General features: G+C 61.5%; 17 protein-coding genes. 3 read left to right on the top strand and 14 right to left on the bottom strand.

Annotated features, from left to right (window positions below; all coding sequences use genetic code 11):
- Positions 1 to 76: 76 nt before the first annotated feature.
- The 7 genes from ACP26L_RS05000 to ACP26L_RS04970 form a co-directional block, all read right to left on the bottom strand.
- Positions 77 to 217 (bottom strand): hypothetical protein, encoded by a 141-nt coding sequence (locus tag ACP26L_RS05000; protein ID WP_426451470.1) that lies wholly within the window; start codon positions 215 to 217, stop codon positions 77 to 79.
- Between the two features lie 43 nt (positions 218 to 260).
- Positions 261 to 1,178 carry a hypothetical protein gene (locus tag ACP26L_RS04995; RefSeq protein ID WP_426451469.1) on the bottom strand — a complete coding sequence of 306 codons (918 nt, stop codon included), beginning with the start codon at positions 1,176 to 1,178 and terminating at the stop codon, positions 261 to 263.
- Between the two features lie 18 nt (positions 1,179 to 1,196).
- Entirely contained in the window at positions 1,197 to 2,207 is a 1,011-nt protein-coding gene (locus ACP26L_RS04990; protein ID WP_426451468.1) for a type II secretion system F family protein, read from the bottom strand.
- Positions 2,195 to 3,631 (bottom strand): ATPase, T2SS/T4P/T4SS family, encoded by a 1,437-nt coding sequence (locus tag ACP26L_RS04985; protein ID WP_426451467.1) that lies wholly within the window; start codon positions 3,629 to 3,631, stop codon positions 2,195 to 2,197. The genes ACP26L_RS04990 and ACP26L_RS04985 overlap by 13 nt, the downstream gene beginning before the upstream one ends.
- Before the next feature lie 13 nt (positions 3,632 to 3,644).
- Complete coding sequence (locus tag ACP26L_RS04980; protein WP_426451466.1) at positions 3,645 to 4,889, bottom strand: AAA family ATPase; 1,245 nt, start codon at positions 4,887 to 4,889, stop codon at positions 3,645 to 3,647.
- The gene (locus ACP26L_RS04975; RefSeq protein ID WP_426451465.1) at positions 4,886 to 5,812 is read right to left on the bottom strand and encodes an SAF domain-containing protein; all 927 of its coding nucleotides are present in this window, start codon (positions 5,810 to 5,812) and stop codon (positions 4,886 to 4,888) included. The genes ACP26L_RS04980 and ACP26L_RS04975 overlap by 4 nt, the downstream gene beginning before the upstream one ends.
- Positions 5,813 to 5,953: 141 nt before the next feature.
- On the bottom strand, positions 5,954 to 7,669 hold the full coding sequence (locus ACP26L_RS04970; RefSeq protein WP_426451464.1) for a protein kinase domain-containing protein: 1,716 nt from the start codon (positions 7,667 to 7,669) through the stop codon (positions 5,954 to 5,956).
- A 256-nt stretch (positions 7,670 to 7,925) separates the two neighbouring features.
- Between ACP26L_RS04970 and ACP26L_RS04965 the strand changes: the two genes are divergently transcribed.
- The 3 genes from ACP26L_RS04965 to ACP26L_RS04955 all read left to right on the top strand — a co-directional run bounded on the left by ACP26L_RS04965 (position 7,926) and on the right by ACP26L_RS04955 (position 11,217).
- Complete coding sequence (locus ACP26L_RS04965) at positions 7,926 to 8,891, top strand: carbohydrate ABC transporter permease (protein ID WP_426451463.1); 966 nt, start codon at positions 7,926 to 7,928, stop codon at positions 8,889 to 8,891.
- Complete coding sequence (locus ACP26L_RS04960; RefSeq protein ID WP_426451462.1) at positions 8,888 to 9,706, top strand: carbohydrate ABC transporter permease; 819 nt, start codon at positions 8,888 to 8,890, stop codon at positions 9,704 to 9,706. The genes ACP26L_RS04965 and ACP26L_RS04960 overlap by 4 nt, the downstream gene beginning before the upstream one ends.
- A gap of 107 nt (positions 9,707 to 9,813) precedes the next feature.
- The gene (locus ACP26L_RS04955) at positions 9,814 to 11,217 is read left to right on the top strand and encodes an ABC transporter substrate-binding protein (RefSeq protein ID WP_426451461.1); all 1,404 of its coding nucleotides are present in this window, start codon (positions 9,814 to 9,816) and stop codon (positions 11,215 to 11,217) included.
- Between the two features lie 111 nt (positions 11,218 to 11,328).
- Here ACP26L_RS04955 and ACP26L_RS04950 read toward each other — a convergent pair whose 3' ends face one another.
- The 7 genes from ACP26L_RS04950 to ACP26L_RS04920 form a co-directional block, all read right to left on the bottom strand.
- The gene (locus ACP26L_RS04950) at positions 11,329 to 11,880 is read right to left on the bottom strand and encodes an acyltransferase (RefSeq protein ID WP_426451460.1); all 552 of its coding nucleotides are present in this window, start codon (positions 11,878 to 11,880) and stop codon (positions 11,329 to 11,331) included.
- A 168-nt stretch (positions 11,881 to 12,048) separates the two neighbouring features.
- Positions 12,049 to 14,088 (bottom strand): glycosyl hydrolase family 18 protein, encoded by a 2,040-nt coding sequence (locus tag ACP26L_RS04945; protein WP_426451459.1) that lies wholly within the window; start codon positions 14,086 to 14,088, stop codon positions 12,049 to 12,051.
- Between the two features lie 307 nt (positions 14,089 to 14,395).
- On the bottom strand, positions 14,396 to 15,235 hold the full coding sequence (locus tag ACP26L_RS04940) for a phytanoyl-CoA dioxygenase family protein (RefSeq protein WP_426451458.1): 840 nt from the start codon (positions 15,233 to 15,235) through the stop codon (positions 14,396 to 14,398).
- 24 nt (positions 15,236 to 15,259) lie between these two features.
- Positions 15,260 to 16,783, bottom strand: a complete 1,524-nt coding sequence (locus ACP26L_RS04935; protein ID WP_426451457.1) for an extracellular solute-binding protein — start codon at positions 16,781 to 16,783, stop codon at positions 15,260 to 15,262.
- 58 nt (positions 16,784 to 16,841) lie between these two features.
- Positions 16,842 to 17,702 carry a carbohydrate ABC transporter permease gene (locus ACP26L_RS04930; RefSeq protein ID WP_426451456.1) on the bottom strand — a complete coding sequence of 287 codons (861 nt, stop codon included), beginning with the start codon at positions 17,700 to 17,702 and terminating at the stop codon, positions 16,842 to 16,844.
- On the bottom strand, positions 17,696 to 18,661 hold the full coding sequence (locus tag ACP26L_RS04925) for an ABC transporter permease (RefSeq protein ID WP_426451455.1): 966 nt from the start codon (positions 18,659 to 18,661) through the stop codon (positions 17,696 to 17,698). Before ACP26L_RS04925 ends, ACP26L_RS04930 begins: the two co-directional genes overlap by 7 nt.
- Before the next feature lie 556 nt (positions 18,662 to 19,217).
- A complete protein-coding gene (locus tag ACP26L_RS04920; protein ID WP_426451454.1) occupies positions 19,218 to 21,020 on the bottom strand; it encodes a cache domain-containing sensor histidine kinase in 1,803 nt (600 codons plus the stop codon).
- Positions 21,021 to 21,025 lie beyond the last annotated feature (5 nt).

Here is a 21,025-nt window from a genome sequence, read left to right as displayed (position 1 = left end):
TGTTGGTTTGGTTAGATGTGGTGTGAAAGGGGGATTCCCCCTGCGGGCAGCGCCCTTGCGTGTTATGCCGACTCTCTTACTGAAACGCATCCTCTATATTCGAACGGGTATGGACGCCCGCCGTTCCGAGGGCAGGCACGAGCTGCCCTCCGACCACGTACAGGGCCGAGCCCCCGAGGAGCACCGACACAAGGACGGTAATGATGAGCTTGGACATACTGCTTCGATCAATCCTTTCTGTCTTCTCCCGAGGCCCCTCTTCAGCCCTGGAAGGAGGTCATCAGCTGCGATGAGATCGTGATCACCCAAGGATAGAGGAACAAGAGCACGATCATCGCAAAGGGAATCATGATATAAAATGAAATCCATACGGGCGCATTCTCAAGCTTCCGTGTCACCTCCGAAGACAAGGCCGCCTCGATCCCTGCCGTCTGCTCCTTGAGCACCAGCGCCACCTCCTTGGCTTCGGCCAGCGAAATGGCCTCCAGCGCATTCACCAGCGGGTACACCTCGGTGATGCCTACCGCATCGCGGAACCGGGCGATGGCCTCGTGACGGTCCTTGGCCCACAGCACCGCCAGCTCCTGAATATGCGGCTGCAGCAGCTTCAGCGGCCGTCCGGCCCGCACCAGCATGTCGCGCAGATCCGCCTTGTCGCTGACGCAGACCGACAGCCGGTGCGACAGCTTCGCAATCTCGAGCAGCAGCTGTGTCCGTTTATGGCCGGCGGCAGCGAGGACAAGCAGCATGGGAAGCCACCAGCCGAGTGACAGGCACACGCCGTACAGCAGGAGCTGGCCGAGCCATGTGCCGGCGGTCCACTCGGAGAGGGGCACGGCGGAAGGCGGCTGTGCCGCGAAAGCCATCAGCGAGAGGGAGGCGGCCATGCCTCCGCGCAGCAGCTGGAAGCGGGCATAAGTGCACTCCCGGGGAAGACCGGCAAGCCGGGCTTTTTCGCGGAAATGGCGTTCCGCCATCGTGATGCTGCGCTCCTCGCCACGGACGAAGCGCTGCCGTTCCTTGGCCTGCTTCGCCCGCTCCAGCAGGAGCGCCAGCCGGCTTCCTCTTCCAAACCGCAGCCTGCCGAGCAGGGGAATCCACAGCAGCGCGCTTCCGGCGGCAAAGGCCAGAAGAAAGGCGCCATTCCACAGGAAGAGACCGGAAACACTGGGTATCAACGCATAACCTCCTTTTTTCTAGAAAGCCCTGCGGCCCGAACGGACCACCATGACCATGGAGACGAACATCACCGCGAAAGAGGCCAGCAGGAGCATCCGGCCCGCCGGATCTACAAAATAGTGCCTGTAATTCGTGCCGTCCGCGTAGATATTGAAGCCCACCACGAAGAAGGCGAAGCCTGCCATAAAGGTAGTGCCGAGCCGGTAGACCGTAATCATGGCCAGCCGGTTCTCCTCAAGGCGCTTCGCGGTCTGCATGCGCAGTGTGAGGTGGTGCAGCGCCTCCGTCACATCGGTGCCGTAATGCGAACCGATCAGGAGCAGGTCGGCCAGATCATCACCCCACTCGTTGTCCACCCGCCGGGCGAATTCGTAGAGCGCCTCCTGGACGCCCTTCATATGAAGGGCCAGCTCCAGGCGCCGCCATTCGCTTCGCACCTCGTAAGGCATCGAATCCGATGACTTCACGATGATCTCCGCGAGGGTGAGCCGCGGACGGTAATGGCCGATGAGATTCTGCACGACGGCAATCATCCGCAGCGCGATGCGCTGGCGCTTCTGCTGGACCCGGAACCGGATCCAGAAGTAAGGCAGGGAGGCCAGGAACAGGGCCGCTCCGGAGCTGAGGAGCCAGGCATGAATCGCGATCTGCCGGTCGTCGCCGACGGCAAACTTGGACTGCAGCAGCTTCACCGCAGCTTCAGATCCGAACCAGCCGCCAAAGGCGAGGATCAGCATCAGTGCCAGCAGGGGTTCGACACCCATCCTCATCTCGGCGATTTCCATCTCTTCACCGAGATGCTTCAGAGGGCCGCGGGAAGAGAGCTTCTCCCAGAGACCCCGTCTCCTGCCCGGAGAGCTCGCCATCCCTGCATTCAGAGACTGCAGGCGGCGGTAGCGAACGGCCCCTTTCTTCAATGCACGGATCAGGGGAAGCAGAAGAAGAAGCGATCCGCCGGCCCATGCGCCGAGAAACAAGCCCTGCAGCAGGCTCTGCAGCCAGAAGGCCCCGCCGCTCAAGGCTCCCACACTCCAAGCTCCCGGAATTCCTCCGGACGGGCGCCGCCCGCGATGAGATGCTCCCGGAGCGGTCTCGAGAACGAATGGCCGGTGAATCGCCAAACCCCTGCCCCGTAATCCCACTCCACCAGCGGACTGATCCGCACCTGCCCTCCGTCATCCACGGAGAGCTCGGTGATCTCGGTGGCGATGCGTACCGCCCGACCGCCGATCCGCACCACGCGCAAAAAGATAATGATGTTGAAAGCGCGGGCCACCCGGCGCACCGTGTCGGCCGAATCATGCTGGCGGCCGTCCTGCTTGATCATGTCGACCACATCGCTGATGAACGATTCGCGGTATTTGGTATGCATCGTTCCCATCATGTCGTGTCCCCTCAGCGCCCCCTGGACCATCTGGGACACCTCGGAGCCCTTGGCTTCGCCCACGATCACCCAATGCGGACTCATGACGAGCAGCGGTTTGAACGATTCTTCCATCGACAAACCGATCTCTTCGACCTCGCGGACGGCGAGAATGTTCCGGCTGCCCCGAAGCCGTTCACGGAGCGCCACCTCGAATTCTTTCTCGAGTGTACGGATCCGCTCGTTCTCCGGGATCTCCTGGGCCAGGGCGAAGAGGAAGGTCGTCTTCCCCGTCGCCGTCCCTCCGCCGATCAGCATGCTCGCATGGTAACGGACGAGCAGCGACAGCAGCCGGGCCATCCGTGCATCGATGGTTCCAAGCTCGGTCAGCACCTCCAGCGTAACGTCCTTCACGATAAAGTTGCGGATATGGATGCTCGGCACATCGGAGTAAGGCGGGCGGGTCATGACCAGACGCGACCGGTTCCACATGTACGACTGGACGAACGGCTGGCGTTCGTTGATCGGCTTCTTGCCGCACAGCGACAGCCGGTCCTGCAGCAGCAGAACATCGGGCAGCGCCGTGAACCGTCTCGGATGCCGCACCATCTCGCCCTGCTTCAGGAGATAGATGTCACAGCCGATGACCTGCACCTCCTCCACGTCCGGCTGACGGTACAAATCCTCAATAAGACTGGCTCCGCAGGTCTGGGCAAATACGCAATCGGTCGCGCTCAGCGGGGAGATCAGCGTACGCGGGTCGACCTCAATCCGGTACTCCAGCAGCAGCGTATCGATGACCGCCTTCATCCGGGCCTGGGCCATCGGTTCCCCGAGACCCGCCTGCAGGATGTCGTGGTACAGCTCCTGGTCATTCTGGGAGCGTTCGGTCAGATGCTCATACACGACGCTCACCGCTTCGGAAAGCGGCAGCCGCCGGAGACTCCTGGCTCCCTGCGCTGTGGGACCCGGCGAATGTCCCGGCCCCGGAAGAGGCTGCTGCGCCTGCAGCAAATCTTTGACGTACCGGGCGGCATCAAAACGGACCCTCGGCGCCATACGCGGCGAAGCGGTGTTTCTCGCACTCATCGCGCCCCTCCTCCTACCCGAACATCGCGGTGAACCGTGCCGCCCAGCGGGCAAGCCTCGGAACGGCGGCGGGCTTCGCGTGCAGCGCCGGCTCGGCGGCCGCTCCCGGAGCCAGCAGGGCAGAGAGCCGCCCCACCGCCTCCGAGAAGGCCTCCGCCTTCGGCCGAAGATACAGCGGTACGCCTTCATGCACAGACTGCAGGCCGAGTCCGTCCCCAACATTCGGCACGGCCCCCGCGAGCGGCATGCCGAGCACATCGGCGATCCGCTCCGGCTTGTCATCTTCCGCGCAGCGGTTAACGATCAGCGAGATATCCGAAGGCTGCAGGCCGCAGTAGCGCCAGTAGCAGTTGTACCACTCGTTCCAGCTCGTCTGGTAGGAGGCATAGTTGTTCTGGGTGACAAGCCAGCGGACATCCGCTTCCCGTACCGTACAGACCGTGGCCGCATTGTCGGGATAGGCGTTGACGTCCACAATCGTAATATCGAACGCCCGGCGGGCGGCTTCGAGCAGGCCGCCCATCATATCCGGCGTCATGTCCTGGGCCGTATCCCGGCGGGGCGAACCCGTCAGGATGTGGAGTCCCGGCATGCTGCGGTAAGTCGTACAGCCTTCCAGCAGCTCATCGACCTGCAGCGTCCCGGTCTGCATCTTCGGCCGCAGCTTGAAGTGGCTCTGCCCGCGGTCCATCAGATTAAGATGGGGGCGGATCTCCGGGTTGCGCAGATTGGCGTCGATGAGGCCAACCTGGAGCCGGCCGGCGGATGCCAAAGCGAGCGCCGTGTTCATCGCGATCGTTGTGGCGCCGTCTTTGCTGGCCGTAGGCCATACAGCGGCCACGAGCCCTTTCCCTTCCCGGGCGGCGGCAGGCTCCGCCCTCCGGCCTGTCACAATGGCGGCGAGGTCGTCCAGCATCTCCTCCTCCCGGCTCCCCGCAGGGACCGTCCGGTAACCGAGCGCTGCAGCCAAGCGGCAGACCGCTTCGAGCCCGAACGAGTCATAGACTCCTTCATCAAGCACCACGGTGACTTCCGCATGCGGCTGGACTCTGCGGATCTCCTCCATCCATTCCCAGGGATACCGGTCATAAAAGAGCCCGCTATGGACCACGATGTGGTGGAACGATTCGCGCAGCCTGGAGAGCAGGACCTCGGCACCATAGGCGTTGATCACATCGCTCTCCCCCGCGGCGGCAAGCTTGCTTTTCCACCGTTCCGCGAGTTCAATGGCAGGCAGTCCTGCCAGGATTCTTATCACTTGGGGTTAACCTCCTTCGCTTGGGGAACCGGGGAAACCGCCGGGGAAGCGGCTGCGCCTTCCGCGCCTGACTTCGCGCCCCCGCCTGCGGTCCCTGTCATATGTGCCGGATCCGGCTCCCCGTTCAACCGGACCTGGGGCTTCGTCTTCGTAAAAGCATCCGCTTCCTTCAGCTGGCGGAACAGCGGTGTGACGGTGCCTGAGGCCCCGGCCGGAGCCGTCAGGTCAGGGAGCGCCAGCTTGATCCTTCCCCCCATGCCTCCGAGCGAGTAAGCCTCGAACACTTCATCACTCATAATGTAGGTGTTGAGCTCCGGTTTGCCGGCCGCCTTCGAACGGGCCTCCCTGTACTGGGAGCGTGCCGGTTCCACCACGGCCTCCAAACCGCCGGTATCCGCCACCTCAATGCCTTCGGGCGTCTTCACGCCGGTGACCGGAAGCCCTTCGATAATCTTCACCGCACCGACCGTGTACAGGGCTCCACCCGGGGTGGCAACCCCTTTGGGCTGGTCAAACTCCACCCAGACATCGACCCGGTCGCCGCGCCGCACCATATTGTTCACGTTGGCGGCCGCATCCGTCCGGAAGCTGAAATACCGTTCGCCCTCACCGGGCACCATCCGCCGGTCATCCAGCTTCCAGGCGACGAGCTCTTCGCTGCTCGCCAGCGGAACCAGCACCGTCTTCCCGATGACATCCTCCATCCTCGTAACCGCCTCCGCCTGATGGGCAGCGACCGGGATGATTTCCTTGCGGAGCAGGGACGCCTGCACGACTTCGCCGCTGTGGAGCATGCGAACGGGCTTGACGGTCTCCATCGTCTGCACGCGAAATTCGGTATGTTTCATGAACTGCCAATATCCCGTCACCGAGCCGCCCATCAGCAGGCAGCCGAGCGTGCCGGCGATCCATGCCTTCTGCACCTCATTCTCTCCTCTCGTTAATCGAACTTTAAGGTAAGTTCACTGTGTGTTGATTGAGATGTTCTTGATTAAGAACAACCGTACAGGAAGCGGTCTGCTCCCATCCGATGAGAACAACCAAGCCCTCCTGCAAGCCGCCGTTCAGAAAAACAGCCTCTGCAGCCATCCGCCGCCGAAACGGGCCTGCGTCTGCCGCGATCCGCGGGCGGACGAAGCCGTGAGCCCCTCCGGCAGCCACGACCGCAGCCACGGCGCCATCGCCCGGCGGAGCTCCGCCCGTACGGCCGGCACGTCGTGCGGCAGCTGCCCGCGCCAGGCGGCGCCGGCCACGGCCGCGAAGTCCACGGCGGGCAGGCGGCACGCCGACGGATGCGGCAGCACGCGCAGCCACTCCCCGCTGCCTTCGAGGCAGCGGTTGGCGAAGCCGTGCACCCGGCGGCCGGGCGAGGCCCACGCCTCGAGCTGCCGCAGGCAGCGCCGCGCAGCGGGCAGCTCCAGCTTGTGCACGAGCGGGTCCACCGTGAGGATGACATCGGTCGCCGTCTCGAGGAGCTCCCGCACCGCGGGATGCTCCCACTGCGACCCGATGTCGGCGAGGATCACGGGCCGCCGCACCGCGTGGAAGAGCTTCAGCCAGGCGGCGGCGTCGAACGCCCCGCCCGCCGGGTCCGGTGCGCCGCCGGCAGGCGCGGGGGCCTCGGCCGGCAGCCACAGCGTGCTGCCGTCGGTCCAGGGCCTCGCGTGGGGCCGGAAGCCCCCTTCGCCCGGCGCGTTGTAGCAGCGGTACGCGGCAGGCGCGTGCTTCTCCGCAAAGAGGAGCTGCAGCAGCTCCGTCCGCGGGGTGGGCGGCTCGATCAGGGCGTGCGGGACGCCGTGATCGTGGAGCAGCCGCGCGAGCGCCAGCGCGGCGAAGGTGGCGCCGGCGCCCGGGTACAGGGCGCCGACGGCCACGACGAGCGGCGGCCCCCAGGCGCCCGCTCCCTGCGGCGCAGGAGCCGTGGCCGGGCCGGGGGCGGCTGGGCACAGCTCCGTGAGCCGGAGCTGCAGCGCCGCTGCGGCTTCGCGGGCGGAGGCGGGGCGCTCCGCCGGTCGGGCCCGCAGCATCCGCAGCACGAGCGGGGCCAGGCCCGCCGGCAGGGCGGCTTCGGCCGCGGTGCCGGGCCGGTAGTAGCGGCCGCCGCTGAGCAGGTAGTACATCAGCGCGCCGAGCCCGTACAGGTCGGTGCGCGCGTCGCTCTGCCGGCCCTCGAGCTGCTCCGGCGCCGCGAAGCCTACCGTGCCGAGGCAGACCGTATCGGCGGACTGCTCCGGCTTGAAGCTGCGGGCCGTGCCGAAGTCGATCAGCCGGAGCCGGCCGCTGCCGTCGAGCATCAGATTCGACGGCTTCAGATCGCGGTGGATCAGCGGCGCAGGCTGCAGGGAATGCAGATAGTCCAGCAGCGTACAAAGCTGCAAGGCCCATCCGGTGACTTCCTCCTCCCCTGCCCGGCGTCCCTGCCGTTCGAAGCGCTGCTGCAGCGTCTCCCCCTCGATGTAATCCATTACGAGATAGAGGTAGCCTCGCGTGTCCGGACCCAGCACATCGACGATATCCGGCAGGTTCGGGTGGCTGAGCTTGCTCATCGTCTCCGCTTCAGCCAGCAGCGTCTGCCGCCGGACCCGCTCTTCCTCCGTGACTTCGCCCGCTTCTCCCGGGCGGCCGGTCCAGCTTTCCTTCATGGCCCAATATTTCCCCTTCAACTTGAGGTCCTCGGCGAGCAGCACGCTGCTCATGCCTCCGCTGCCCAAACTCCGGACAACCCGGTATCTTGCATCCAGCACATCTCCTGGTGCCAGACCCTGTCCATAGTCATTCATGGTTTCAGCCTTCTTCTGCGCAACAAAAAACCGCCCTACCGGCCCCCTCCGAGGGGCATACGATAAGGCGGTTCTTCCGCACGTGATTGGTTATGTATCTTAAATTATCATATATTTTCCAAAGCTGCAAGAGGGAAATGTAGAATTTGTAAACACGCGTTCTTCCTATACAAATTCTTCATTTCTTTTTAACCCCCCGATAACAAGCGGACCTTATACTGAGCAAGTCCTACAACCGACCGAAAGGGGAATCCCCATGTCCACCGTGCAAGATCATCTGCGTCCCCGCCAAGAAGGAAGCGGACGCCCATCCGCAGCCGCACGTACCGGGCGCCGCACGCTCCGGAGCTCCGTCCTGCAGGAACACCTGCTGGCCTACGGCTTCCTGGCCCCGTCCCTGCTGCTGTTCGCCGTCTTCCTGTTCTATCCGCTGCTGAAGTCGGTGTATCTCTCCCTGCATCTTACCGATCCCCGCGGGCGCATCGCCGCTTATGCCGGACTCGATAACTTCACCGAGCTGTTCACCTCGGAGAAATTCTACCAGAGCCTGAAGGTCACGCTGTCCTTTACCCTGCTGACCGTACCGACAGGCATCGCCCTGGCGCTCCTGCTGGCTGCCTTATCCCACAACAAGCTGCGGGGCATGAAGCTGTTCCAGTTCATCTTCTCGCTGCCTGTGGCCATCTCCGTCGGCACCGGCTCGGTCATCTGGATGATGCTGTTCCACCCGACGCTCGGCACCCTGAATTATTTCCTGTCGCTCCTCGGGGCGGAAGGCATCCGCTGGCTGTCCGATCCTGCCTGGGCACTGTATTCCGTATCGATCATGACGGTGTGGATGAATCTCGGATTCAACTATATCGTCCTGCTCAGCGGCCTGCAGAGCGTGCCCGAAGAAATCTACGACAGCGCCAAAATCGACGGCTCCGGCCCTCTGCGCACCTTCTTCTGCCTTACGCTTCCGCTGATCTCCCCGACCCTGTTCTTCAGCGGTATCGTCTCTGTCATCGGAGCGTTCCAGTCGTTCGGCCAGATCCACATCCTGACCAAGGGCGGACCCATGAACAGCACGGATGTCATCGTATTCAACATTTACCAGGATGCCTTCGTCAATTTCCGGTTCGGCATCGGCAGCGCGCAGGCCCTTGTTCTGTTCGCCGTGATCCTGCTGCTCACCATCGTTCAATTCCGCATGTTCGAAAGGAAGGTTCACTACCAATGACAAGCCTGCAGAAAGGGATCGTCTACGGACTGCTGCTGTGCGCTGCAGTGCTGACCCTGTATCCGATCCTCTATACGGTCTCCGCTTCCTTCATGACGAGTGGAGAAGCGGCCTCCTCGCCGCCGAAGCTGCTGCCAGCCTCCCTCTACCTGGGCAACTACACGGAAGTGACGGATCTGCTGCCGATCGGAAGGTTTATCGGCAATTCCTTCCTGATCTCCACCGCCATCATGCTGGGGCAGCTCCTGACGGCCAGCATGGCCGCCTACGCCTTCTCCTTCCTCCGGTTCGCCGGGCGGAGCCTGCTGTTCGGCCTCTTCCTCTCCACGATGATGATCCCGTGGGAGGTCACCGTCATCCCGAACTACCTCACGGTCAAGAGCTGGGACTGGCTCGATTCCTACCAGGCGCTGATCGTGCCGTTCCTGGCGTCCGCGTTCGGCGTGTTCCTGCTGCGCCAATTCTTCCTGCAGTTGCCCCGCGAGCTGTTCGAAGCCGCCCGGATCGACGGCTGCGGGCACATCCGCAGTTTCCTGCGGATTGTGCTGCCCCTCTCGAAGCCGGCGCTGGCCACCCTCGGCGTCTATTCGTTCTTGAATCACTGGAACATGTACCTGTGGCCGCTGCTCGTCACCAACGGGGAAGAGATGCGCACGGTCCAGATCGGCATCTCGATGCTCCAGTTCGAGGAGATGACCTCCTGGAACCTGGTGCTCGCCGGCGTCGTACTGGTGCTGCTGCCTTCCCTGCTCCTGCTCGTGCTGGGTCTCAAGCAGCTTGTGCGCGGGATGACGGCGGGCGCAGTCAAGGGCTGACCCCAGCGCCTCGATCCTGCTATCCTATCTATCCGGCATGACGTGAGTGCCCTTCCAGGCCTCGCTGTATATACACAAACCAACATAAAAAGGGAGAGATCACCCCCATGCTTAAAAGCAAATCCAAAAAACACCTGTCTCTTATCCTGCCCCTCGCGGTAACCATGACCTTCACCGCGGCCTGTGGAGGCAACGGCGGCGGCAGTGCGGCGGGCGAGAGCAAGCCTGCAGCCACAGGAGCGGCAGAGAGCGGCAAAGAAGCCGCCAAAACGGAAGGCCCCGTCAAAGTCGTCTACTGGCATGCCATGGGCGGCGAGCTCGGCAAAGCGGTGGACAAGCTTGTCGCGGATTTTAACGCTTCCCAGAAAGACGTTGTGGTGGAAGCTGTATTCCAGGGCACGTATGACGAGAGCCTGAACAAGCTGAAGGCTTCCATGGATTCGAAGAGCGGCCCGACCCTGATCCAGGTATACGAGATCGGCTCCCGCTTCATGATCGACTCCAAGGCGATCACCCCGATCCAGCAGTTCATCGATGCGGACAAATACGATATCTCCCAGCTCGAGGAGAATATCCTGAATTACTACAAGGTCGACGGCAAGCTCTATTCCATGCCGTTCAATACGTCCAACCCGATCCTCTACTACAACAAGGATCTGTTCAAAGCCGCCGGCCTCGATCCCGAGAAGCCGCCGGCCACGTACGAGGAAGTTGCGGAAGCGGCCAAAAAGCTTACGAAGGAAGGCCAAGCCGGCGCTTCATTCGCGATCTACGGCTGGTTCATGGAACAGTTCTTCGCAAACCAGGGCGCAGAGCTGCTCAATAACGGCAACGGCCGGACAAGCCCTGCGACGGAATCGCTGCTTGCGAGCAATGCGGGCGTGAAGACACTGACGTGGTGGAAGGGCATGATCGACGACAAGTCGATGATCAACCTCGGCCGCAAGACCGACGACACGAAGAAGGCCTTCGCTGCCGGACAAGTCGCCATGACCCTCGATTCTACCGCTTCCCTCCGCGGCATCGTATCGGCGGCCGAAGGCAAGTTCGAAGTCGGCACCGGCTTCCTGCCGAAGCCGTCGGACGCCAAAGAAGGCGGCGTGATCGTAGGCGGCGCGTCCAACTACATCATGAACAACAAGTCCGAAGCGGAGCAGAAGGGCGCCTGGGCGTTCATCAAGTTCCTCGCCGATCCGAAGCAGCAGGCTTACTGGCACGTCAACACAGGCTACTTCCCGATCACGAAAAAGGCCTACGACGAGCAGCTCGTGAAGGATAACCTGGCGAAATACCCTCAGTTCCAAACGGCTGTCGACCAGCTCCACCAGACGAAAGCCAACCTCGCGACGCAGGGTGCAGTCATGGGCATTTTCCCTCAAGCGCGCCAGCTGACCGAAGGAGCAATTGAAGAAGTGCTCAACGGCAAAAAGGCGCCGAAAGAAGCGCTCGACGCGGCTGCCAAAGAAATTTCGGCGAAAATCGCTGAGTATAACAAAACGACAGCAAAATAAGAAAGGAACGCGTATGACACAGGCTGCCTGCTCCTCCTCCGGGAGGGCTTGGCGGCCTTTTTATTTTCGCTAGGGACAGGTAAGACAAAAAGCGCTGCGTCTGACGAAGAGCTAGGTCCGGACCCAATCCTTCTCGATCTGGAGCTCCCGCAGCACCTTGGCCGGGCTGCCCGCCACCACGACATTCTCCGGCACATCCCGGGTGACCGTACTCCCCGCCGCCACCACCGAGTTGCGGCCGATCCGCACGCCCGGCAGAATCAGACAACCCGTGCCGATCCAGACATTGTCTTCGATCACGATTCTCCTGCGCAGATCCCCCGCATCGCTGCTGTCCAGCGGATGATACTGGGAGTCGAAGATGCTGGTCCGCGGTCCGATCTTCACGTCGTTGCCGATCTCCACCTCCAGATTGGAAGCGATTCCAACTCCGGCATTGATCAATACATTATCTCCGATCGTCAGCTTCGCCCCTTCCACTACAGTGAGCTGTACGGGCCATGGCTTTGCGATAATCGAGAGGTTCCTGCCGATTTTAAGTTCTCCCCTGCGGTTGACGTATACCTTGCCCCGGACCCGGGGCATATCGGACAATCCTCCGTGTCCTCCTCCAAACGACAAATACCCCTTGGTTCTTGCGGCTACCTTATGGATCATCGACATAAAGCGGATTCCTCCAAAAGTTAGATTAGTCATACCCTCTCTTTACTTCGCCTCCTTGCCCCCAATCCCCTTTCCAGCTCCTGCATCCCCGACCTCAAATTTCCTTGACGGACACAAAAACAGCCTCCTTCCCGAAGGATGGAGGCCGTCTGCCAAGCCGAATGAAAGTTATGGATTGAGTCCGTTTTTGACTGCCGTCTGAAGCGTCTTATTGCGGTCCTGCGTTACTTCCCACGACATGGCGCCGCCCAGCCCTTTGCTCTTGATGTAGTTGACCTTCTCCGAGATCGACTGCGCGTCGTCATAAGAGATAAAGATGCCGCCGGACGGATTGTAGAGGTAAGGCGTCTTCGTCACGCTGTTCCAGTAGCGGGTGTAGCCGTTCTTGTTGATGTAATTGGCCTCCAGGTCATAGAAGTCGAACGAGCCGTTCTCCCATGTGCCTTTGGCCGCCGTACCGGAGCACGTCTGGTACAAGCCGCCGTTCACGTTCGCGCAGCCCTGCATCCCGCGTCCGTAGTAAGGCAGGCCCATGACCAGCTTGGACGGTGCCACGCCCGCGTTCAGATGATTCGCGACCGCTTTGTCCACGTTGAAGTTCACGGGATCGGTGCTCGGATCGGCCGGATCGTAGTACAGCGGCGCATTCTGTCCCGCCTTCGGATCCCAGCCCCCATGGAAGTCATAGGTCATGATGTTGATCCAGTCGAGCGTCGGGGCGATCTTGCCGAGTTCTGTGTTAGTCACGAACGCCGGGCTGGCGCCCGAAGCGATCGTCAGAAGATACTTCCTGCCGTCCGCCGTTCCGGCTTTGTCCAGCTCGGCACGGATGGTTTGGAGCAGCAGCGTATAATTCTGCTTGTCTTCCGGACGGTAGGAGTTGCCGGCCAGACCGCTGCCTACCGGATACTCCCAGTCCAGATCCACGCCGTCAAACTGGTACTTGCGGAGAAAATCCACCGCCGACTTGGCGAAGACGGCTCGTGCCGCCGGATCGGCCGCCACATCCGAGAAGCGGTTGGACCACGACCAGCCCCCCACGGAGATGATCGTCTTCAGGTGCGGGTTCGCCTGCTTCAGCTTGATGAGCTGCTTGAAGCTGCCCTTGACCGGCTCATCCCAGGTGTCGCCGGGATAAGACATACCGGTGTCTGCCCAAGGATCGCCCTGCACGATCGTGCCGTTCGGCACGTTGATAGTACCCGTCTCGTCGGCACAAGCCCAAGTCTGCGGGTTCGGGCTGGACGGATCCGGGTTGCCGTGCCTGCCGTTCCAGCAGATGTCGGCGAACGCATAGTTGATATGCGTGATCTTGCTTGCGTCGATATCCGGCACCTTGAAGTTCCGGGCGTACACGGCCCAGGCCGGATAATAGGTCACGATCTTGTAGCCGCCGCTGCCGCCTGTAGGCGGTGCGGAGGTCGTGGCGGATACGGCCGTGCTCGCCGCCGATACGTTGCCCGCCGCATCCTTCGCCTTCACGGTAAAGGAATACGCCGTGCTGGCCGCAAGACCGCTAACGGTAAACGTGGTGCTGGTCGCTGTGCCCGCCAGTACGGTACCGCGATATACCTCATACCCGGTCACGCCCACGTTGTCCGTCGAAGCCGTCCAGGACAGCGAGACGGAGCTGCTCGTCACGCCCGAAGCCTTGAGGCCTGCCGGCACGGTAGGCGCCTGCGTATCCGCAGCGGAAGCCGGGCTTGTCGTTACCGACAGCACATTGCTCGCAGGCGATACGTTCCCCGCCGCATCCTTCGCCTTCACCGTGAACGTATAGGCGGTGTTCGCCGTCAGGCCGCCCACCGTGAAGCCGGTTCCCGTGGCCGTGCCGGCCAGGGTTGTTCCTCGGTAGACGTCATAGCCGGTTACGCCTACGTTATCGGTGGAAGCTCCCCAAGACAGGGTCACGGAGGTGGACGTCTTGGCGGACGAGATCAGGTTCGCCGGTGTGCTCGGCGCCTGCGTATCGGCCGTTCCGCCGCTCGATACGAGCTTCCAGAGGGCCGGTACGTTCGACGGCTCCCATCCGGTCTGGGAGGTATGGTTCTGCAGCACCTGGTAGGTGGAACCGGAGTAATCGGCGAGGTCGCCGACCTTGTAAGCTGTGTTCGGAGCCCATGCGGCGGCGCCGAAGGCTGCGGCGGGGACAAGCGATGCCAGTAAGGCGGTCGTGAGCACGATCGTCCATGGTTTGCTTCTCTTCATCTTCTTATTACACGCTCCTTCAATTTAATTGAACATAGGTCGATTTCATGTGCAGTCATGCTGCAGTACAGATTTCCTGTTCGTGTATCACCTCACCCTGCAGGCTTCCCATCCGGTTAGTCCGGCGTTCTCCCTTGGTTCCATTATCAGCGAAAGCCCGTGGGATTGTAACGGATAACATCCTCCAAAGCGGGGACAAATTCCAACAAAGCCGGCCCCAAACCCGATGCTTCCAAGCAGGAATGTCCAAACAATAACAAACAACCGGCCCCTTAAGGGCCGGCTGTGTATGGGCGATGAAGCCTTGCTAGATCTGCGAACCTCCCGAAACGTCCTGTACCGGCGGGGCCGCAAATAGAGCCTTGAGCGGCAGCATCCGTTCCTCCGGAACGTAGTACTTGAACGGATTGTCGTCGATGACCCCCAACAGCTGGCGGCGGTATGGTGAAGCCCCCTCCAGCAGGCGTGGAGACGCCGTCCGGTAGTCGATCGGCCGCATCCAGACCGGGCTGTAGCCGAGGAACAGCTGCCGGCGCGTATGCTCGGAGCGGTTCGGCGCTCCGGCATGCCACATGTTCTGCGCGAAGATGAATACGTCGCCCGGTTCGCCGCACACCTGAACCTCTCCCGGTACAACCCCGTCCACGTTCTGGTGCTCCGGCTCGAAGCGGCGGTTATGCGAACCCGGGATCACCTTCGTGTTGCCCCGGTCCGGTGCCGACATGTCGCTGAGAATGTAGCAGGTTTTGATGTAATAGGTGGACGTAACCCCATTCTGCTTCGGAAACTGGGGATGCGGTCCGTCCTGGTGCCAGTTGATGAAGCTGTGGGAATCCGTCTTGAGATCCTGCGGATTCGGCCGGCGGACCGTCAAATGCGAGATGTGCAGCTGAATATTGAAGCCGAGCAGATTCACGACCAGCGGCAGCACCGTCTCCTCGTCGATCAGCGAAGCGATCTCGTCATGCCGTTCCACGCTGTTGTAAATATTGTAAGCAAGCGAATCGGGCTCTGCGGCGAGAATTTCATCCACTGCGGCATTCAGCCGCTGTACCTTTTCGGGTGTCAGAACTCCTTTGAGCAGGAGATACCCCTCCTCTTCGAACTGCCGCTTCAGCGCCGGAATATCCAGCTTGTGCGCTGCCATCGCCTTTCCTCCTTCATGGGCTTCTTACTTCAGATAACCGAGCTCCTTAAGCCGCTTCTCCGCTTCCGCCAGATACGCCTTGTAGTTCATCGACCCTTCCAGCGTCTTCAGGAACGCATCGTACTCCTCGAGCGGCCGCTTGCCGTAGATGAACTTCGCCAGCTCCTCCTCGATGTACCGGTCGGCATCGGCCGTATTGTAGCCTGCAGGATAATTGATAAAACCATTATATGCCTCAATCCGCGGCTGCTTCGAGGCGAACTCCACATAAGGAGCCTGTTTCTCGAATTTGACCTTGAGGTACTCAAGCTCCGGCCGGCCTGTGAACTGGTACAGCCAGAAGTAGCCGCCTTCCTTGCCCATGAGCTCGGTGGGGACGACCTTCTCTCCCTCCAGGTTATAGTGCTTGCCCTTCACCCCGTACTGTACAAGAAGGGAGCCTTCCTTCGTGGAGACATAGTTCAGGAGGTCGAACACCTTCTGCAGCTTCTCCGGATTCTTCTCGAGCGCCTTCGGGATCGCGTACAGCCCCGCCGTCTTGCCGGTATCCCAGCCGCTGGCATACGCTCCGCCCGGCCCCTTCAGCGCGCCGACCTGCACCCAGTTCACATTCGCGGACACGGCCTTCATCTGCTCCACGAACTGCTCCTTGGTCATGTTCGGCCAGTCGACGTAGATGATGCCCGCTTCGCCCTTGATCGCCTTCTGCCGGTGCTGCAGGCCCGAGTTCGCCAGCAGCTCGGGATCGACCGAGCCGGAGGCTACGAACTCCCGGATGAAGCCCAGCGCCGCCTTGATGTTCCCGTCGTAGAGGGCGTTCACCATCTTCCCGTCCTTGACATACACGCTGGGGGCCGTGCCCTCAAAGCCCACACCATAAGCACCGAAGATCGTGCTGAAGGCGCCCAGCTTGCTCCCGGTCAGCCCGAACGTGTCCGCCTTGCCGTTGCCGTCCGGGTCCTTCTCCTTGAACGCCTTGGATACCTCAAGCAGCTCCTCCGGCGTCGTCGGCACCTTCAAGCCCAGCTTGTCGAGCCAGTCCTTGCGGACCCAATACGTGTCATAAGGCACCTGAGGCGACTTGGCGACCGCAAACTGCTTGCCGCCCAGCACCGCTTTCTTCACCGACTCCTCCCCGATGAAATCCAGTGTCGGCTTCAGCTTCTCCTTATAGGGCGTCAGGTCGAGCAGCAGACCCTGCTCGGAGAACTGCTTCAGCTGCTGCTTGTCGACCAGGAAGAGGTCCGGATAGTTCGAGGAAGCCATCCGTACGTTGAGCTGGTTCTTGTAATCGTCCATCGATGCGTACACCGTGAGGTTGATCTCCGTCTTCAGCGCCTTGTCGAGCTCGCTCTTGATGATGTCCTGGTCCGGCGACGGCAGGCCGCTGCCCGTCTCGATGATATCGAGCTTGACGGGCTTGCCGTCCCCTCCGGACGCCCCGCCGGCCGGTGACTTTGCCGTTTCCTCGCTGCTGCATCCTGCAAGCACCGCTCCCGCTGTGAGCATAACCGCCAGCATGGCCGCCAGCTTTCTTTTTTGTTCCATAGCCATCGTCCCCCATCTTACTTGATTAAGATTGAACCCATCTATTGCACATGGAGCGTCAACCCTTCACGGAGCCCAGGAGCATCCCCTTGGTAAAATGCTTCTGGATAAACGGATACACGAGAATGATCGGCAGGCTCGCCGTCACGACCGACGCCATCTGCATCGTCTCGGTCGGCAGCAGGTTCTCTGCATTCTCGAGCGGCTGCTGGGTCATCATGAGAATCTCCCGGATGATCACCTGCAGCGGGAACAGGGAGCGGTCCGTCACGTACATGACCGCCTGGAAAAACTCATTCCAGTGCCCCACCATGTAGAACAGGCCGACGGTAAGCATCGAAGGAATGGAGAGCGGAACCACCAGCTGCAGTAGGATGCGGAACTCCCTCGCCCCGTCCATCCGTGCCGACTCGAACAGCTCTTCGGGCAGGCTTTCGTAGAAGCTTTTCATAATCAGGACATTGAAGCTCCACACCGCATTCGGGAGAATCATCGACCAGACGGAATCCACCAGCCCCAGCGCCTTGACGATCAGGTACGTGGGAATGATCCCCCCGCTGAACAGCATCGTGAAGACGACCATGAGGAGGAAAAAGCTGCGGCCCGGCAGTCCCTTGCGGCTGAGCGGGTAAGCCATTAAGGCGGTCAGCACAAGATTGATCAGCGTCCCCACGACAGTGATGAATACCGTGACCACGAAAGCCCGGGGAATCGCCGACTCGGTGAACAGCTGCGTGTACGCGCTGAACGTCAAGCTCCGGGGGATGAGGATGAAGCCCCCGTTCTTCAGCACCTCGGAGAACGGGGTCACCGAGACGGAGACGACATACATCAGCGGGAACACGGCCGCCGCCCCCGCAAGCCCCAGAATAAGCAGGACGGCGGCGTTCATCAGGCGGTCTTCGAGGCTTTTTACCATATGCCCTCCCCCCACTTCTTCGAGAGATGATTCGAGCCGAGCACGAGCACCAGGCCGATCAGCGACTTGAACAGCCCGACGGCCGCCCCTAGACTGAAGTTAAGCTGCTGCAGCCCAGTCCGGAACACCCACGTATCGAGAATGTCCGCCACCTGGTATACCTGGATGTTGTACAGGATGTAGATCTGATCAAAGCCCGCATCCATGATATGGCCGAGCTTCAGGATGAGCAGCAGGATGATCACGCTCCGGATGCCCGGCAGCGTAATGTGCCAGATCATGCGCAGCCGCCCCGCCCCGTCCACCTTCGCCGCTTCATACAGTGTCGGATCAATCGCCGTCATCGCCGCCAGGTAGATGATCGCCCCCCAGCCCAGATCCTTCCAGATCTCCGAGCCGACGAGCATGCCCCGGAAGTAGTCCACCGACGTCAGAAAGCCGATCGAACTGCCCCCCAGCTCCTCGATCCACCGGTTCACGAGGCCCGAGCTCTGGGAGAAGAAGGCGATAAGAATGCCGTAGATGATGACCCAGGAGAGAAAATGCGGCATGTACGTCAGCGTCTGCACGATCGTCTTGAACCACTTCACTCGGCATTCGTTCAGCAGCAGCGCCATCAGGATCGGAGGAACGGTGCCGAAGACGAGCTTGTAGACGGAGATCAGCAGCGTGTTGACCATAAGCTGGGAGAAGTAGGGGGACTGGAAGAACGCGGTAAAATGCTTGTGCCAGGGGTCCGCCCAGGAGCTGCCCAAGATGCCGTCCAGCATGCTGAAGTCCTTGAAGGCGATGACTACCCCGTACATCGGGAGATAGCGGAAAATGAGATAGTACAGCACGCCGGGCAGCAGCATGAGATAGAACGCCCGGTAGCTCCAGACCCGCCTGCCCAGCAGCCGCGTCTTCGATTCGCGTGTGCGGGCGAGGGGCAGAGAGCTCCCGGCCAGATGCCTTTCCATCGGGGAGATCACCTCTCTCGCATGAAATTTTCACTTGATGTTTGCGCTTTCATTCTGTTGGATTCAGTATAGCAAGCGCTCTCATGCGTTTCTATGCAGGGATTTCGTAAAAATGTACGGATTCTTGCAATGGAGGAATGAAACGGCGGGAGAAGGTGATGGCGATGGACGGGAGACCAGGTTGCAGACCGGGATGCGGCGGCCTGCATCAAAGAGCCTTCAGCATGATGCGTAGGGGCTGGTTGCGGCGGGGCTTGGGAGTCAGGGAACCGTTTGGCTCCTGACGCGTAGGGGCCGGCGGCGCGACTGAGGCCAGGAAGCCGCCGGTGCCTGACGCGTAAGAGCCTGCGTTACGGCCTTGGGGTCCAGCGGTCAGGAAACGGCAGGTTCCTGGCGCCTAGGGGCCGCCGGTGCCTGACGCGTAAGAGCCTGCGGTGCGGCCTGGGGTCCAGCGGTCAGGAAACCGCAGGTTCCTCTCTCCTGAGCTCGGCGCGGCAGCTTGGAGTTAGGAAACCTCAGGCTCCTCTCAGGCCGGCCCGTCAGCGATGGCCCGGGGTCAGGAAACCGCAGGTTCCTGCCTTACAGGAGCCGGCGGCGGCTGTGCGGGCAGTTCCATGCGGATCAAGGTGCCCTGACCCGGACGGCTGAACACCTGCAGACCGTAGTCCGTGCCGTAATGCAGCCGGATCCGCTCATGCACATTCATGACGCCGATGCCGGTGAAGCGGTGCCGGCTCGGCGCCCTGTGCCTTTCCGCGAAGAGACTCTGCAGCTGCTCGGGGTCCATGCCCACGCCGTCATCCCGCAGCAGGATGACCAGCCGGCCCCGCACCCGCTTCGTCCGCAGCCGGATGCGCCCCGTCCGCTTCAGCGGAGCCAGGCCGTGGAAGATGGCGTTCTCGACGAGCGGCTGCAGGGTCAGCTTCAGCATGCCGCACATCAGCGTGTCCGGCGCCGCCTCGGTCTCCAGTGTGAATTTGTCCCCATAGCGCACCTGCTGGATATACGCGTACATGCGCAGCCCTTCGAGCTCTTCTTCAAGCGTGACGAACTCCGTGCTTTTGTCGAACGAGAACGAGAGCAGGCCGACCAGCGACTTGACGGTCTCGCGCACTTCTTCGATCTTCTGCTGCTTCGCCAGCGACGAGATGCAGGCCAGGGTATTGTAGAGAAAATGCGGGGCGATCTGACTCTGCAGCATCTTCAGTGTAAGCTGGCGCTTCGCGGTCTCCGCTTCCTTGATCTCCTGCACGAGACCGTGGATGCGCTCCATCATGGCGTTGTAGCTTCGGGCGAGGCGGCCGATCTCATCTTCACGGGTCGCAGCGATGCTCGGCAGCACCTCCATATCGCGCACCCGGTCCATTTTGGCGACCAGGGTCCGCAGCGGATTGGTGATATAACGGCTCAGGAAGAGCGAGCTGAGGAAGAGAAGCACGATCCATACGGCGGCTGCCGTCTTGTAGTTGTCGTAGAGCGAGAGAATGTTCTGGTAGAAATAGTCCGTTTCGTAGAAAGCAATAAAATGCCAGCCCAGCCGGTTCATCCCCGACTTCACTGCTACCAGCCGCCCCTGCGGTCCGTCCAGCTCCGCGGTGCCCACGGGCAGCTCGGAAACCTTGACGAGAAAATCCGGGGGCAGCTGCGGTGGAAACATGCCCGTATCATAGGGCAGCAGCCGGTAGGCACTGAGCGGCAGGCCCGCATCGAAGGCGTGAACCGGAGCCCCTTTGCCCGTAATGATCGCGAACGTCTGGTTCCGCGAATTCATCACGGAGGCCAGAGAGGAAGTCAGCCGCATCAAATCGGCTTCCACAACCGCCGCCCCGCGAAAGGTGCCGTCCGTCCCCGTCAGCGGCAGCACGAAGGCGGCGGTCCTCCCGGACAGCGGCGAGTCGTACGGCTCACTGATGAACATCCCGTAGGAGGAACGGGCCTTCTCGACCAGCGGCTGGAGGTGCGGGTTGCCGATGATCTCGTAGTTCAGCTGCGCATTGGTCAGCACCTGCCCGTCGGCACGAATCAGGTACATCGTGCGGTACAGCGAACCGTTCTTCTCTGCATAACGCCGGAGCACCTCCCCCGCTTTCTCCTCGGCTCCCGGCTCCAAGAGGTCCTCCCGGGTGGAGAGCAGCAGCAGGATGTTCTGGACGCTGTCCAGGTAGACATCCAGATACAGGTTCGTCCGGTCGATGATGATCTGCGCGTCGCCCAGCACCTGCTTGCGGAACAGACTCTCGGCATCGCGCAGGTTCGTCCAGGCCAATACGCCGAAGAGCACGGAAGTGCCCGTGAAGAGAAACACGAAATGCTTGAGCGCCATGCTCCACCGGCTGAATTCCCTGAGTCTATGCCGCATGGTCT

Origin of the sequence: Paenibacillus sp. S-38 (assembly GCF_049942825.1) — a bacterium.
GTDB lineage: Bacteria > Bacillota > Bacilli > Paenibacillales > NBRC-103111 > Paenibacillus_G.
Note: the sequence above shows the minus strand (reverse complement) of the source record. Positions and strands in the feature narration are given on the sequence as shown.

Excerpts from the sequence above, each read along its gene's own strand:
- ACP26L_RS04930 (WP_426451456.1), bottom strand. The coding sequence starts at position 17,702 with ATGGTAAAAAGCCTCGAAGACCGCCTGATGAACGCCGCCGTCCTGCTT.
- ACP26L_RS04955 (WP_426451461.1), top strand. The coding sequence starts at position 9,814 with ATGCTTAAAAGCAAATCCAAAAAACACCTGTCTCTTATCCTGCCCCTC.
- ACP26L_RS04920 (WP_426451454.1), bottom strand. The coding sequence starts at position 21,020 with ATGCGGCATAGACTCAGGGAATTCAGCCGGTGGAGCATGGCGCTCAAG.
- ACP26L_RS04965 (WP_426451463.1), top strand. The coding sequence starts at position 7,926 with ATGTCCACCGTGCAAGATCATCTGCGTCCCCGCCAAGAAGGAAGCGGA.
- ACP26L_RS04925 (WP_426451455.1), bottom strand. The coding sequence starts at position 18,661 with ATGGAAAGGCATCTGGCCGGGAGCTCTCTGCCCCTCGCCCGCACACGC.
- ACP26L_RS04985 (WP_426451467.1), bottom strand. The coding sequence starts at position 3,631 with ATGAGTGCGAGAAACACCGCTTCGCCGCGTATGGCGCCGAGGGTCCGT.
- ACP26L_RS04970 (WP_426451464.1), bottom strand. The coding sequence starts at position 7,669 with ATGAATGACTATGGACAGGGTCTGGCACCAGGAGATGTGCTGGATGCA.
- ACP26L_RS05000 (WP_426451470.1), bottom strand. The coding sequence starts at position 217 with ATGTCCAAGCTCATCATTACCGTCCTTGTGTCGGTGCTCCTCGGGGGC.
- ACP26L_RS04945 (WP_426451459.1), bottom strand. The coding sequence starts at position 14,088 with ATGAAGAGAAGCAAACCATGGACGATCGTGCTCACGACCGCCTTACTG.
- ACP26L_RS04935 (WP_426451457.1), bottom strand. The coding sequence starts at position 16,783 with ATGGAACAAAAAAGAAAGCTGGCGGCCATGCTGGCGGTTATGCTCACA.
- ACP26L_RS04940 (WP_426451458.1), bottom strand. The coding sequence starts at position 15,235 with ATGGCAGCGCACAAGCTGGATATTCCGGCGCTGAAGCGGCAGTTCGAA.
- ACP26L_RS04950 (WP_426451460.1), bottom strand. The coding sequence starts at position 11,880 with ATGTCGATGATCCATAAGGTAGCCGCAAGAACCAAGGGGTATTTGTCG.
- ACP26L_RS04960 (WP_426451462.1), top strand. The coding sequence starts at position 8,888 with ATGACAAGCCTGCAGAAAGGGATCGTCTACGGACTGCTGCTGTGCGCT.